A 12691-nucleotide genomic window follows, 5' to 3' on the forward strand; every position below is an offset into this window, starting at 1 on the left:
TACTTAGACCAATGTTTGGACTCGCGTTATGGTAGCGAGGAAGAAACAAGGCGCATTGACCGACGAAGAGAAGCCTATCGTCAAAGCCCTGTTGGCCAATGGCTGGCGAAATCAGGACATCCAAGCCCTCGTAAACGTAGGCCGAGAGGCCACGATAAATAGCGCTCGTATAACTGAGGTGAAGGCGGACGCTCAAATTGTTCCTGCAACCGACGAGCAAGTTGAATTCTTTAAGATTCGGAAACAGTCCTATGATCCGAAGACTGGTCTAAATCTCTTTGATCATGAACGGCTGATCCGCGCGCGCGAGGCTATGATATTGGCCGTGCAAGTCTTCAATAGCCCAGCCATGTGCTTCAAAACCGAAGTGTTCACGATGCTTGCTAATGTGGCGTGGACTTATCTCTTGCACGAGCACTACGAGCGCAACGGCGTTGAGATAATCGGAAAAGACGGAAATTCTCTTCTGCTTAGCCAGATGATCAAGAAACCCGACTGTCCCCTTACCAAGGGCATGAAAGAGAATCTAAGGTCTATAAAAGTGCTCAGGGATGATGTTGAGCATAAGCTTCTCGGGCGCGCTGACTCGAAATGGCTAGGGCTTTTTCAAGCGTGTTGCCTCAACTTCGATAAGGCAATGTGCGAGTTGTTTGGCAAATCGCTTTCTCTCGCAAATGAGCTTTCGTTTGCGCTGCAATTTTCGAAGTTGAACCTTGAGCAGGCTGCTACACTAAATCGTTATGAAATCCCCGCTCATATAGATGCGATAGATGCACGTTTGACGGAGGGCATGACTGATGAGCAAATGGCAGATTTGGAGTACCAATTCCGAGTGGTTTACACTCTGGATGCCGTGACGAAATCAAGGGCGCACTTCCAATTCGTGCAGCCTGATACCGTAGAGGGCAAGGATATCAGAAACGTGCTTGTCCAGCATAAGCTGGCTGATCATGTTTACCCCTACAAGCCAGGAGATGTCGCGAAGCTAGTGAGACAAAAAACGGGCGCCCCGTTTTCAGCACACAATCATACGCAAGCTTGGCGAAAGTTTAAAGTGCGACCTCGTAGCGGCGCTGCTCAACCAGAGAACACCAACAAAGATTTTTGTATCTACCACGCTGCACACGGCGACTATACCTATTCGGATCAGTGGGTTGAACTGCTCGTTAGTGAGGTGAATGACGAAGCCAAATGCGCTGAGCTCAAAGGGTATAAGCTCTAGAACGAGCTGTTTTTACTGACAGTCCCGGTTTGGCCGTTGCCTAAAGGCCCGCGCTCTATGCGCGTAGCACACCGAGCCTGAAGTCTCGGCCCATTCGGGTGACGATCACTAACGTTGGCTTAGGGGTGTCACCCCTCAGCGCGCTTCAAGCAAAAATGGACGGTCTCCCGAGGCTCACTTCGCTGCGCCCGCCGTCAATTTTTCTCTCCGCTTGCACACCCACACTCTCGGCGAGGGCCAAGGGTTGCATGTGCAACCCAAACTCAAAGAGAGAAAAATGAAAACGAACTCAATTCGTATCTATGTGGCCTGCCTTGCAGCCTACAATAATGGCTACCTACACGGGGCTTGGATCGACGCCGATCAGAAGCCTTGGGAACTATATGACGACATCAGCACGATGCTAAACGCTTCACCAATTGCTGGAGCAGAAGAATGGGCAATTCACGATTATGAAGGCTTCGAAGGGGTCTCGATTGCAGAATATGAAGGACTAGAAAGTGTCTCTGCAAAGGCAGCTTTTGTTGGCGAGCATGGCAAACTCGGCGCGCAGGTGATTTCACACACTGGCTCGATAGAAGAGGCGCGCACCGCCTTGGTCGATGGCTACCTTGGCCAATATGACAGCCTCGCAGACTACGTGCAGGACGTGACAGAAGAGGGCATAAAAATCCCAGAGTCCCTTCAATACTATATTGATTGGCAAGCTATGGCGCGCGATTTCGAGATTTCAGGAGACCTGTTCACGGTCGAGACTGCCATTGATGAGGTTCATGTCTTTATGGGGGCATAAGCTGTCCCCAACAGAGCCAGTCTCTTTCTTATCGCTCGATTTCAGGCCCTTCATGGTCGGGGCCAGAATCTTGGTCAAGATCATCCCGTTCAGTAGTTTCGCGCAGCCTTTGCTCCAGAAACTCTCTTTGTCTGATTTCTTGCTCAGCGGAACGATCTTCAGGCGGAGGCTGCGGCTGTTGAGCGGGTTGCTCACGCTCAGGTCCACTATGTAGAGCCTCCTTGCGGCGCATAGCCAGAAACCGCTCTTTATCGGCCTCAATTTCCTTAGCCTGACGGTTGAATTCGTTTTGACGCTCACGTGCTTGCTCAGCGAGCCTTTGGCGTTCTTCGATCTGATCAAAAATGATCTTTTCACGCGCTTCTCGATCACGCTGCTGCGCCGCTTCTGTCTCCAAGCGGTTCTGTTCAGCTATTCGGCGATGCTGCCCTGTAATGCGGTCCCAAAGCCCTAGAATGCCGCGCCGGAAGCGTTCTTGCCGTTCGGCCTGTTCTTGTATTTGGCGCTGTTGTTGCTCTTGATCAAAGCGCTGCCGCTCGGCGCGTTGCTCTTCGATCATGCGCTGCTTTTCAGCTTCACGGCGCTCCTTGTCTGCTTTCGCTTGGCTTGCTTGCTCATTGTAAACGCGCCCGAGCATCTGGCTCATATCTTGAGCCATAGCATCTCTCGCAGCTTCCACATTCGGCAATTCGCTTGGATCACCCAAACGCTCATTGACCTGCTTGGTTTTGATGCCAGCGCGGCGCGCTATTGAATGCACTTCGCCATCGGTATCGACCGCGACAAAGCCGCGCCTATCACCTTGCGCCAGATAGAACCCGCGTTCCTTGAGAGCATGTGAGAAGGTCTGGACGCTATCTGAGATGGCCCAGCTATCGGAAATCGCTTCTCGCACCTCGTTCGGGTGCTTTTCGTGTCGTTTGGCCTGCTGCCATTCGGCAAGATTGTAGTTTCTTGGATCACGCTTTGAGCGGTCTGCAAAACCCTCCGGCATGCGCCAGCCATGCTCCCGATAGAGCTCGCGGCTGACTTCCTGCAATTTCTCACGGTCAAAGCTCATATTGCGCGCCGTCATGCTTTCACCATCAATGCGGCTCCACACCGCATGGGCATGGCGGCGCATACCGCCGGGGCCTTCTTTCTCATGAAAGACGATGGCGCGCGGTTGCCCACTAAGGCCCAGGCGCTCTTCAGCGCGATCAATTGCGGCCTCAAACTCCTCAGAGCTGACTCGTGCGTCAGGCGGAGGGTTGAGTGAAAGCGAATAGAGAAACTGCTTGCACTTAGTTGCTCGGCTAATGGCGTAGGTTTCATTGAGAGCGCCGTGCAGGTCATCGGCGGCAAAACCGCGAATGTCATGCACGGTCACATGATCATTTTCATGGCTCATCAGGTGATCAGCCAAGTTCTTGGCACCACCACGGCTATTGCCTTCGAGGATCATGGGGCTGGACCATCAGGCTTGATGCCAAGCGCTTTGATCAGATCATGGCGGATTTTCTCAATCGTCAGGCAAGTAGCTTGCAGCGTCAGCAGCGTATCAGGCGATTCCGGCAGAGCGCCATTGCGCGCAGCATCGGCGATATCGCGCATGGAACGCGGCATGTCGGAAGAACCCAGCGCGGCAAGAATGCGCGCCAGCAACACTTCGTCATTTCGCGGCTTGCGGGAGGCTTGTGGACGCGCCTTTTCAATCAGTCCCAGCTCTTCACGCACATATTGCGAAACCGTCTTGCGACCCGCCTTCGCTTCCAAGGCCGCATATTGTTCAAACGATAGTCGGATTGAGAGTCTGCGTTCTTCCATCACGCACCTCACAATCCCAAATCAGGCTCATTCAAGCCCGGATCATCAAGTTCATCCCAATCAATATCAGCGTGTTTGAGCTGGTGTTCCCAGTCGCTCAATTCCTCGAAAATCTGTTCTAGAAAAGCGTGGTCCGGCCCACCAGTTTCCCTGACGCAAAACCATCCGGGGGATGGTTTTGGACGGGAAACTCCCGAGCGCAAGCGAAGGGTCAGAAAGGCGTCAGCCTTACCCTTCAGCCAGCGCCTCTTTCACCAGCGCAATTGCCTCCTCGCTGTCCCACTCATAGCCGCCTGCGACACGCAGGATCTCTTTGCCTTCAGCATCGAACAGCACCGTCACGGGCAGCACCCCGCCATCGGTGAAGGCCACCGCGAGATCGTTTTCGGGGTCGAGCCATTGTTCGAGGTTCCGGAAATCGCGTTGAGCAAAGAAAGGGACCACCACATCAGCGCCGCGATTGTCCTGGCTGATGGTCAGGACTTTCAGCTCCCCGTCCAGCTCGGAGGCAAGATTGTCGAGCGCGGGCATCTCGGTCACGCATGGGCCGCACCATGTCGCCCACAGGTTCACCAAGACCGGCTGATCGAGCTCTGCCAAGTTCAGCGTGTTGCCTTCGGGGTCCGAGAAGCTCAGCGGCGGCAGCTCGGTTCCGGCAAAGGCGCGCACCACCTGACCCGGCAATTGCGGCGGGGGCGGAGGAGGTGTATGGCTGGGGCCTATACTATCGGATGCACTAGCAGCGCTTTCTTGCGCCGCATCGCTCGCCCCACTATCGCAAGCCGCAAGAGCAAGGCCGGTAGCGGCCAACAAGGCAGTGATACGAAGCATGAGCGACTCCCAGAACCAGAACAAAGACGCCACCAACACGATGTGGGGCGGGCGTTTCGCTGAAGGGCCTAGCGCGATCATGCGCGAAATCAATGCCTCGATCCCCTTCGACAAGGCTTTGTGGCGCGAAGATATCCGCGCATCGAAAGCCCATGTGGCCATGCTGGGCGCGCAGGGAATCGTCTCTGCCGAGGACGCGGCGACCATCGCAAAGGGCCTCGACCAGATCGCGGGCGAGTATGAGCGCGACGGCGTGCCAGAGGATTGGGACCTCGAAGACATCCACATGACGGTGGAGGCTCGCCTGACCGAGCTGATCGGGCCAGTCGCCGGACGCCTGCACACCGCGCGCAGCCGCAACGATCAGGTCGCGACCGATTTCAAGCTGTGGGTCCGCACCGCCAATGGCCGCGCTCTTGCCGCGCTGGCGGCTCTGCGCAGCGCTTTGGTGGAACGGGCCGAGGAGCACTGCGAGACGATCATGCCCGGCTTCACCCATTTGCAGACCGCACAGCCAGTGACATTGGGCCACCACCTGATGGCCTATTACGAGATGCTCAGCCGCGATGCTGCCCGGTTTGAGGCGGCGCAGGAGCGGTTGGACGAATGTCCGCTTGGCTCAGCGGCACTGGCTGGGACGGGCTTTCCGATTGACCGCGACGCAACCGCCAGCACGCTCGGCTTCGCTCGGCCGACGCGCAATTCGCTCGACGCGGTGTCGGACAGGGACTTCGCGCTCGATTATCTCATGGCCGCGAGCCAATGCGCGATCCACCTCTCGCGCCTTGCCGAGGAATTGATCCTCTGGGCGAGCCAGCCCTTCGGCTTCGCCTCGCTGCCCGACCAGCTCTCCACTGGCTCGTCGATCATGCCGCAAAAGCGCAACCCTGACGCTGCCGAGCTGGTGCGCGGGCATACCGGGCGGATCGTGGGCGCTTGCACATCGCTGATGGTGACGATGAAGGGCCTGCCGCTCGCCTATTCAAAGGACATGCAGGACGACAAACCGCCGGTCTTCGAAGCCGCTGGCCTGTTCGATCTCTCGCTTGCCGCGATGATCGGGATGATCGCTCAGACAACTTTCAAGCCCGACCGGATGCGCGGTGCCGCTGCCGCCGGTCACGCGACCGCGACTGACCTCGCCGACTGGTTGGTGCGCGAAGCAGACATCCCATTCCGCGAAGCCCACCACATTACGGGCGAGGCCGTGAAGTTGGCGGACAGCAAGGCCTGCTCTTTGGAGGAACTGTCCCTGGACGACCTCAAAGCCATCGACGCACGGATTGACGACCGCGTGTTCAAGGCGCTTTCGATCGAAGCCTCCGTCGCCAGTCGCGCTTCCTATGGCGGGACCGCGCCGGATCAGGTAAGACAGCGCGTGGCTGAGGCGCGGGCGCGTTTGGCCAAGGAAGCAGGAGCGAGTGAATAATGCGCATTTCCGTGATCGCTGTAGCAGCGCCTGTGTGCGCCCTTGCCCTGTCTGCTTGCGGAGCGCGCGCGCCGCTTGAACCTGCGCCCGGGAACAGCGCCCCGCCTGCCTCGTTTGGAACAACCGAAAGCCCCGATCCTGAGCAGATGCTCGAGCTTGAGGCACTCGCCGCACCGGAGCGCAGCGTTGAACTGCGCCGCCGCTCCGAAGAACGCGAGGACGATCCCTTCGACCTGCCACCAGAGTAAAGACCCAAACCTCTCATGGACCATTTCGCAATTCGAGACGGCGTAATGCACGCCGAAGACGTTCCTCTGCCTGAGATTGCCGAGGCCGTGGGCACCCCGGTCTATGTCTATTCGCGCGCCACTCTTGAACGCCACGCGCGGGTCTTCCGCGAGGCTCTGGACGGCGTGCCCAACAAGCTGATCGCCTTCGCGGTGAAGGCCAATCCGAACCTCGCCGTGCTCAAGGTGTTGCAGCGCCAGGGCTATGGCGCAGACGTGGTTTCGGTCGGCGAGATGCGGCGCGCTCTGGCGGCTGGGATTGCACCAGAAAAGATCGTCTTCTCTGGCGTTGGCAAGACGCGCGCTGAGCTCGAAGCCGCTCTGGAAGCGGGCATCGGTCAGTTCAATATTGAGAGCGAGGAAGAGGGGCTGGAGCTCGCCGAACTCGCGGAAGCCAAGGGTGTCGAGGCGGCTTGCGCCTTGCGGATCAACCCCGATGTCGATGCGGGAACGCATGACAAGATCTCGACCGGCAAAGCGGACAACAAATTTGGCGTACCGATCAATGAGGCCGGGCAGATTTTCGGCAAGCTGGCAGGCCGTCCCGGAGTGCATCTGCGTGGTGTGGCTGTCCATATTGGTAGCCAGCTGGGCGATCTGGCGCCGCTCGAAGCAGCGTTTGAAAAGCTTGGCGAGCTGGTCAAGGCGTTGCGCGGTGCAGGACACACGATCACTCACGTCGATCTGGGTGGAGGGCTAGGCGTCCCCTACAAGCAGGGCGAGAACCCGCCGCCACCGGCCGAATATGGCGCGATGGTTGCGCGGGTAACGAAGGACTGGGGCGTCAGCCTGATCTTTGAACCGGGCCGGGTTATTGCAGGGAATGCCGGCGTGCTGCTTACCCGCGTGGTGCGAGTGAAGCGCGGGATCAACGATCCTTTCGTGATTGTCGATGCGGCGATGAATGACCTCGCGCGCCCTGCCCTCTACGGTGCCTATCATGACTTCACCGCCGTCCAGCCAAGCGGCAAAGACATGACAGCCAACATTGTCGGCCCGATCTGCGAAACCGGCGACACCTTCGCGATGGGCCGCCTGTGCGACGCACTTGTCGCAGGCGATTTGGCTGTGTTCCGGACCGCCGGAGCCTATGGCGCGACTATGGCATCCTCCTACAATTCGCGGGGTTTTGTGGCCGAGGTTTTGGTCGATGGCGACAAATTCGCTGTGGTGGCCGACCGTATCGACGCCGGCGCGATTATGGATGCCGAGCGTGTTCCCGAGTGGCTGGCCTGAGTGTCTGGCGTAACCCACCCGCGATGAGCGAACTTGCCTCCCTTCCCCTATTCCACCGCATCGCTGGACAAAGCGTGCTGGTGCTGGGCGAGGGAGAGGCAGCAGAGCCCAAGCGCCGTCTGGTCGAGCGGGCTGGCGGCATCATCATCGACGATCAACAACGCGCCATTGATGAAGGCGTTCGCATCGCATTCGTCGCCTATGATGACGCGAAGGCTTGCGAGGTCGCGGCGATCAATCTGCGCTGTGCCGGGATGCTAGTAAACGTCGTCGACAAGCCGGAACTGTGTGACTTCACCACGCCCAGTATCCTCGACCGCAATCCGCTGTTGATTGCGATTGGAACCGGCGGAGCCTCGGCAGGACTGGCGAAGCATGTTCGTCTGCGGCTCGAGCGCATTTTGCCGCAGACGGTGGGCAAACTCGCCAACGCATTGTTTGCGGCGCGGCCGAAATTGCGCGCGCGTTTTCCCGATGGCGGAGATCGTCGGCGCGCGCTCGATAGTGCCTTGAGGGAGGGCGGTGCCCTCGATGTCTTGAGGCCGCGATCGCATGAAGAGGTAGAGCGTTGGCTTGATGGCGGCGCAGATGCACCAGATGGCGCAGTTGAGGAAATCGCACTGCGTAGCGCCGATCCTGAGGACATGACCGTGCGCGAAGCCCGCTGGCTGGGTGAGGCGGAGCGGCTTTATCTCGACGGCGATGTACCAGTGGCAATCCTGGCGCGAGCTCGAGCGGATGCAGAGCGAATTCCATTGGCGCCCGATGAAACCGTGCAGACGAGCGCTGCGAAAAAAAGCGGCGCTGCCACGTCGGGGGGCATGGCAGCGCCTGGGGACAGTTCGGGAAAGACCCATCCTGTTCCCGAGGGAAGCGGGCTCAGCGTGGTGCTGCGCTGGGGCCCGAATGCGTCAAGTGAACGCGAAAGCTGACCTCAGGCCGCTTCCTGCAAGAGCGGCATTTCAACTTCGGCAAAATAGCGTGACATCGCCTCACACGATTGTTCGCTCAGCGCGATGAAAGCGCGGCGACGATCAGAGGGGTCTGCAACTCGGATGAAGACACCGGTTTCAACCAATTGCTTGATCCAGCGCAAGGCCGTTGTGGCCGGAACTTCGGCAGCGATGCAAAGCGAGGTAACGGAAACCTGGCTGCGTTCTGCCTTGGCAGCGGTCAGGTCGAGCAGCATGTCCCAGGCAGGGTCTGCAAACAGCTCCCCTTCGAAGAATTTGGCGCGCGCCTGACGTGTAGCAATGATCCGGCGCACCAGATTCTGGGTCTGGCAGTGGCGGCGGGTTCGAATTGAAGCGCTGCGCGTCGACCTGATTTGGGGCCTGATCCGAAGCGGCGACGCTCAAATGGCCAGCGCTCGCGCCATTGGACGATGCAGCATGCGCTCTCAGCGCAGAATGTCCGCTATCCGAACTGCCTGTCAGCCCTTCCAGCTTTGTCGCAATCGCTTCAACCTGGCGCGACAGATGCAGCAAGCTCAGGCGGTCTTCATCACTCATCTCACGAACTCGTGCACTGCCCAGATCAGCCAGCACGCGGCCCACAGCAAGAATGCGGTCAGCACGGCTTGGCTGCACCAGAATTTGCGGATCAGATTGATCAAGCGCTGCAAACACAGCGTCGAGCGCATCAATCGATGTGGTCACGATCAGCTTTGCACCAGCCTGAGCGACGCGCATATCGAGCCGCACGAGCGCCGCCAAAGTGTTTCCAGTGAGCAGCGGACAATCGACCATCACCACATCACCAAGCAGCGAAATAGGACCTTCGAGCAGGTTCGCGATCGGGCCGCCGTCAATTGTGCGGAAGCCCGCCCCGTCCAAATCCTCAGCGAATTCAGCGCGCGTCATTTCACGGTCGGCATAGATGGCCACTCGCGCCGGTAAGCCGGCTGAATCTTCGGCCGCGCCATAGCTGAAATCATCTGTGTTATTGCGAGTTTTGGTATCGAGCTGCGTCATCGAATCACCCCCTGTTGATGAGAACGAGAGTAGAACAAAGAGGGTTCAAGTCAAGACTATTGGTCCAAATTGGATGTATTCTCACTTAGGATTGAACTGTTCTTGGCATTTCACCGACTGCTCTGCTGAAACGTAAGAAATGCGATGACTCAGACGCTTAACCCCTCCTCCAAGCCCCAGGCGGCCGCTCTTTTTGATGAGATGCTTATCCTGCATGCGCAGGCTGGAGATCGGACGGCGGGAGAACGGTTGTACCGCCGCTGGGCCCCGCGTCTGGCGCGTGCGGCGCGGCGCTATTGTTCCGATTCGCATGGAGCGCAGGACTTGGCGCAGGAGTGCTGGCTGGCAATCTGGAAAGGGCCTGCCGCGCCTCAAAGATCCCGCCAAGTTCCGCAGCTATGCCTTTGCGGTGCTGCATCGACGCGGTGCGGATCACTTGCGCAAGGTGATCCGGGATCGCGAGGCATTGTCGGACCGATCTGCCGAGAGCATGAGCGACAAGGTCGATGCAGGCTCTGCCAAAGCCTCCGAAACGGCGGCAATCACACAGGCCTTTGCGCAGCTGCCGCCCGATCAGCGCCTCGCTGCGCATTTGCATTTTGTCGAAGGGCTAACCCTGCGCGAAATCGCGGAGGTGCAGTCCATCCCCGAAGGCACGGCCAAAAGCCGCCTGTTCCACGCGCGCCGCAAGTTGAAAGCGGCGCTCGATCCCCATCCAGAAGGAGAAGACCAATGAGTGATATTGACGACAAGATCACGAGCGCACTGGACGAGGACGATTATGCGTTCCTCACCAAGCTCGATGCCGACCGCGGCATGTTTCAGCAGATCGGAGACAGCTGGCAAGGTCCGCTTGGTGGCTGGGCGAAGCTGATCTTCGGCTTCACCTTTGCGCTGGGCATGGTGTTGCTGTTTGTGATCTATCAGGTCGCGCATTCAACCGATCATCCGGTTGTGCATGCCTTATGGGCCATTGCAGGCCTGACTCTGATCGTCATCATGGGCTTTGCCAAAGAGTGGATGTTCGCGCGGTTGAACATGCTCACCATCCTGCGCGAAGTGAAGCGGTTGCAGGTGCAGGTCGCGCTCCTCTCCGAAGAGAAGCAAAAGTAAGCCTCAGGGCCTAATCTCGATCGGGGTGCCGTTGGGCACGATGCTCCACAGCTCCTCGATCTCTTTGTTGGAGAGCGCGATGCAGCCATCGGTCCAATCCCCGCGCATCCGGCCAGAGCGCAGTCCATTGGGCTGGCCGTGGATGAAGATGTCTCCGCCCGGTGAACGGCCATAGGTCCTCGCGAAGGCGCGGTCGTTCGCATTGGGATAGGAGATGCGCAGGGAGAGGTGGAAGCGGCTTTGCGGGTTGCGCCAGTCGATCGTGTAGACGCCTTCCGGCGTGCGCTCATCACCCTGGAAGCGTTTGTGGCCATTGGGCGCGTCGCCGAATTGGATGCCGGCATAGGCGCGGATTGGCTTACCGTCGCGATAGGCGACCAGCAACCGGTCCGATTTGTCGACTAGCAGATAGTCAGCGACCAAACGTCCGCTGGACGGGTTGGGGATTGTGCGGCTGGCATAGACCGCTTGCGGCCACGCATCGCTCGCAGGTGCCGCCTGGGGCGCGCGTGCAATGTCTTGCTCAGGCGCAGCACAGGAAGCCACCAGCAAAAGGGTCGCAAGAAGAGCCAAGAAGCGCGTCATACGAAGCTGCATAGCAGCACATCCCTTACTCGCCCATTGCCGCTGTCCAGTGCGTTCCGCCTAGGGACAGAACCGAGGGTGGGCAAATCAATCGACGAACGGGTCCCGCATCAAGATAGTATCATCGCGTTCTGGGCTGGTTGAGACAAGAGCCACGGGGCACTCGATCAGTTCCTGCACGCGCTGAATATACTTGATCGCATTGGCGGGGAGGTCGGCGTAGCTGCGCGCACCCACAGTGCTTTCGCTCCAGCCTTCCATCTCTTCATAGATTGGCTCAACCGCGGCTTGGTCGGCTGCGTGGGTCGGCAGATAGTCGACTACGTTCCCGTTGAGACGATAGCCGGTGCAGATCTTGACCGTCTCCAGCCCGTCCAAAACGTCGATCTTGGTGAGCGCGATGCCCGTGACGCCGCTGACCGAGCAGGTCTGGCGCACCAGAACCGCATCGAACCACCCGACCCGGCGCTGGCGCCCGGTGACGGTGCCGAATTCATGGCCTCGCTCTCCGATACCTTGTCCGATCTCGTCGTCGAGCTCAGTCGGGAACGGGCCGGAGCCGACGCGGGTCGTATAGGCCTTGACGATGCCGAGCACGAAGCCCGTCGCATTGGGACCAAGGCCGCTGCCGCTCGCCGCTGTGCCGCTTACCGTGTTGGAGCTGGTGACGAAGGGATAGGTGCCATGATCCACGTCGAGCAGCACGCCCTGAGCGCCTTCGAACAGGATCTTCGCGCCCGCCTTGCGAACCTTCTTCAGGCGCTTCCAAACCGGCTGCGCAAACCGCAGCACGAAAGGCGCCACGTCGCGCAGCTCAGCCAGCAGAGCCTCCCGATCCACCGGAGGCTGGTCGAAGCCAGCGCGCAAAGCGTCATGGTGCGCACAAAGCCGGTCCAATTGCGGCTCCAGATCGTCGAGATGCGCCAGATCGCACACGCGGATCGCGCGGCGGCCCACCTTGTCCTCGTAAGCCGGGCCAATCCCTCGGCCGGTCGTGCCGATCTTGCCCTTGCCCGCCTGCGTCTCACGCAGACCATCAAGGTCGCGGTGGAGCGGCAGGATCAGCGGGCAATTGTCCGCGACCGCCAGATTGTCAGCGGAGATCGAAACGCCCTGCCCTTCGAGCTTCGCGACCTCATCGCGCAAGGCCCACGGGTCGAGCACGACGCCATTGCCGATCATGCTCATCGTGCCTGAAACAATGCCAGAAGGCAGCAGGGAGAGTTTGAAGACCTTGCCGTCGATCACCAGCGTGTGGCCGGCATTGTGCCCGCCCTGAAAGCGCACCACAACGTCGGCACGGCTTGCCAGCCAATCGACGATCTTGCCCTTGCCCTCATCGCCCCATTGGGCGCCGATCACGGTAACGTTAGCCATTGGTCAGAGACTTCCTGCTGAGCCACGCGGCAAAGGAGC

The 12691-nt window shown here is 59.1% G+C and carries 15 protein-coding genes and 1 pseudogene; 10 read left to right on the forward strand and 6 right to left on the reverse strand.

Annotated features, from left to right (window positions below; genetic code table 11):
- The first annotated feature begins 55 nt into the window (after positions 1-55).
- Both AC0V6X_RS09090 and AC0V6X_RS09095 read left to right on the forward strand, forming a co-directional pair.
- Positions 56-1222, forward strand: a complete 1167-nt coding sequence (locus AC0V6X_RS09090; RefSeq protein ID WP_486184241.1) for a DUF3644 domain-containing protein — start codon at positions 56-58, stop codon at positions 1220-1222.
- 277 nt (positions 1223-1499) lie between these two features.
- Complete coding sequence (locus AC0V6X_RS09095) at positions 1500-2015, forward strand: antirestriction protein ArdA (protein WP_486184242.1); 516 nt, start codon at positions 1500-1502, stop codon at positions 2013-2015.
- A gap of 28 nt (positions 2016-2043) precedes the next feature.
- On the opposite strand, the gene AC0V6X_RS09100 is transcribed toward AC0V6X_RS09095, so the two are convergent.
- The 3 genes from AC0V6X_RS09100 to AC0V6X_RS09110 form a co-directional block, all read right to left on the reverse strand.
- The gene (locus AC0V6X_RS09100; protein WP_486184243.1) at positions 2044-3459 is read right to left on the reverse strand and encodes a relaxase/mobilization nuclease domain-containing protein; all 1416 of its coding nucleotides are present in this window, start codon (positions 3457-3459) and stop codon (positions 2044-2046) included.
- The gene (locus AC0V6X_RS09105) at positions 3456-3821 is read right to left on the reverse strand and encodes a hypothetical protein (RefSeq protein WP_486184244.1); all 366 of its coding nucleotides are present in this window, start codon (positions 3819-3821) and stop codon (positions 3456-3458) included. The genes AC0V6X_RS09100 and AC0V6X_RS09105 overlap by 4 nt, the downstream gene beginning before the upstream one ends.
- Positions 3822-4049: 228 nt before the next feature.
- A complete protein-coding gene (locus tag AC0V6X_RS09110) occupies positions 4050-4652 on the reverse strand; it encodes a TlpA family protein disulfide reductase (protein WP_486184245.1) in 603 nt (200 codons plus the stop codon).
- A gap of 40 nt (positions 4653-4692) precedes the next feature.
- On the opposite strand from AC0V6X_RS09110, the gene argH reads away from it, so the two are divergent.
- Genes argH through AC0V6X_RS09130 form a run of 4 tightly spaced genes read left to right on the forward strand, consistent with a single transcriptional unit; the run spans position 4693 to position 8536 of the window.
- Positions 4693-6081, forward strand: coding sequence for an argininosuccinate lyase (argH, locus tag AC0V6X_RS09115; RefSeq protein ID WP_486185556.1), 1389 nt, complete (start codon positions 4693-4695; stop codon positions 6079-6081).
- Entirely contained in the window at positions 6081-6329 is a 249-nt protein-coding gene (locus AC0V6X_RS09120; protein ID WP_486184246.1) for a hypothetical protein, read from the forward strand. Before argH ends, AC0V6X_RS09120 begins: the two co-directional genes overlap by 1 nt.
- A 15-nt stretch (positions 6330-6344) precedes the next feature.
- Positions 6345-7604 (forward strand): diaminopimelate decarboxylase, encoded by a 1260-nt coding sequence (lysA, locus tag AC0V6X_RS09125; protein WP_486184247.1) that lies wholly within the window; start codon positions 6345-6347, stop codon positions 7602-7604.
- Between the two features lie 23 nt (positions 7605-7627).
- A complete protein-coding gene (locus tag AC0V6X_RS09130; RefSeq protein WP_486184248.1) occupies positions 7628-8536 on the forward strand; it encodes a precorrin-2 dehydrogenase/sirohydrochlorin ferrochelatase family protein in 909 nt (302 codons plus the stop codon).
- Positions 8537-8538: 2 nt separating this feature from the next.
- On the opposite strand, the gene AC0V6X_RS09135 is transcribed toward AC0V6X_RS09130, so the two are convergent.
- A complete protein-coding gene (locus tag AC0V6X_RS09135) occupies positions 8539-8871 on the reverse strand; it encodes a winged helix DNA-binding protein (RefSeq protein WP_486184249.1) in 333 nt (110 codons plus the stop codon).
- Between AC0V6X_RS09135 and AC0V6X_RS09140 the strand changes: the two genes are divergently transcribed.
- The 4 genes and pseudogenes from AC0V6X_RS09140 (at position 8858) to AC0V6X_RS09155 (ending at position 10690) form a co-directional block, all read left to right on the forward strand.
- The gene (locus AC0V6X_RS09140) at positions 8858-9502 is read left to right on the forward strand and encodes a hypothetical protein (RefSeq protein ID WP_486184250.1); all 645 of its coding nucleotides are present in this window, start codon (positions 8858-8860) and stop codon (positions 9500-9502) included. The genes AC0V6X_RS09135 and AC0V6X_RS09140 overlap by 14 nt on opposite strands.
- Positions 9503-9778: 276 nt before the next feature.
- Positions 9779-9889: pseudogene (locus tag AC0V6X_RS09145) on the forward strand (hypothetical protein); the annotation flags it as partial.
- The gene (locus tag AC0V6X_RS09150; RefSeq protein WP_486184251.1) at positions 9888-10313 is read left to right on the forward strand and encodes an RNA polymerase sigma factor; all 426 of its coding nucleotides are present in this window, start codon (positions 9888-9890) and stop codon (positions 10311-10313) included. The pseudogene AC0V6X_RS09145 and the gene AC0V6X_RS09150, both read left to right, overlap by 2 nt.
- Positions 10310-10690: a DUF6768 family protein gene (locus tag AC0V6X_RS09155; RefSeq protein WP_486185557.1), complete on the forward strand. Its 381-nt coding sequence runs from the start codon at positions 10310-10312 to the stop codon at positions 10688-10690. The genes AC0V6X_RS09150 and AC0V6X_RS09155 overlap by 4 nt, the downstream gene beginning before the upstream one ends.
- A 3-nt stretch (positions 10691-10693) precedes the next feature.
- Here the strand turns inward: AC0V6X_RS09155 and AC0V6X_RS09160 are convergent, their stop codons facing one another.
- Both AC0V6X_RS09160 and AC0V6X_RS09165 read right to left on the reverse strand, forming a co-directional pair.
- Positions 10694-11287, reverse strand: a complete 594-nt coding sequence (locus AC0V6X_RS09160; protein WP_486184252.1) for a L,D-transpeptidase family protein — start codon at positions 11285-11287, stop codon at positions 10694-10696.
- Between the two features lie 75 nt (positions 11288-11362).
- Positions 11363-12652: an adenylosuccinate synthase gene (locus AC0V6X_RS09165; RefSeq protein ID WP_486184253.1), complete on the reverse strand. Its 1290-nt coding sequence runs from the start codon at positions 12650-12652 to the stop codon at positions 11363-11365.
- Positions 12653-12691 lie beyond the last annotated feature (39 nt).

The sequence above is a fragment of the Erythrobacter sp. S267 genome, assembly GCF_057365045.1.

Excerpts from the sequence above, each read along its gene's own strand:
- AC0V6X_RS09095 (WP_486184242.1), top strand. The coding sequence starts at position 1,500 with ATGAAAACGAACTCAATTCGTATCTATGTGGCCTGCCTTGCAGCCTAC.
- AC0V6X_RS09100 (WP_486184243.1), bottom strand. The coding sequence starts at position 3,459 with ATGATCCTCGAAGGCAATAGCCGTGGTGGTGCCAAGAACTTGGCTGAT.
- AC0V6X_RS09105 (WP_486184244.1), bottom strand. The coding sequence starts at position 3,821 with ATGGAAGAACGCAGACTCTCAATCCGACTATCGTTTGAACAATATGCG.
- AC0V6X_RS09110 (WP_486184245.1), bottom strand. The coding sequence starts at position 4,652 with ATGCTTCGTATCACTGCCTTGTTGGCCGCTACCGGCCTTGCTCTTGCG.
- argH (WP_486185556.1), top strand. The coding sequence starts at position 4,693 with ATGTGGGGCGGGCGTTTCGCTGAAGGGCCTAGCGCGATCATGCGCGAA.
- AC0V6X_RS09120 (WP_486184246.1), top strand. The coding sequence starts at position 6,081 with ATGCGCATTTCCGTGATCGCTGTAGCAGCGCCTGTGTGCGCCCTTGCC.
- lysA (WP_486184247.1), top strand. The coding sequence starts at position 6,345 with ATGGACCATTTCGCAATTCGAGACGGCGTAATGCACGCCGAAGACGTT.
- AC0V6X_RS09130 (WP_486184248.1), top strand. The coding sequence starts at position 7,628 with ATGAGCGAACTTGCCTCCCTTCCCCTATTCCACCGCATCGCTGGACAA.
- AC0V6X_RS09140 (WP_486184250.1), top strand. The coding sequence starts at position 8,858 with ATGATCCGGCGCACCAGATTCTGGGTCTGGCAGTGGCGGCGGGTTCGA.
- AC0V6X_RS09150 (WP_486184251.1), top strand. The coding sequence starts at position 9,888 with ATGGAGCGCAGGACTTGGCGCAGGAGTGCTGGCTGGCAATCTGGAAAG.
- AC0V6X_RS09155 (WP_486185557.1), top strand. The coding sequence starts at position 10,310 with ATGAGTGATATTGACGACAAGATCACGAGCGCACTGGACGAGGACGAT.
- AC0V6X_RS09160 (WP_486184252.1), bottom strand. The coding sequence starts at position 11,287 with ATGCAGCTTCGTATGACGCGCTTCTTGGCTCTTCTTGCGACCCTTTTG.
- AC0V6X_RS09165 (WP_486184253.1), bottom strand. The coding sequence starts at position 12,652 with ATGGCTAACGTTACCGTGATCGGCGCCCAATGGGGCGATGAGGGCAAG.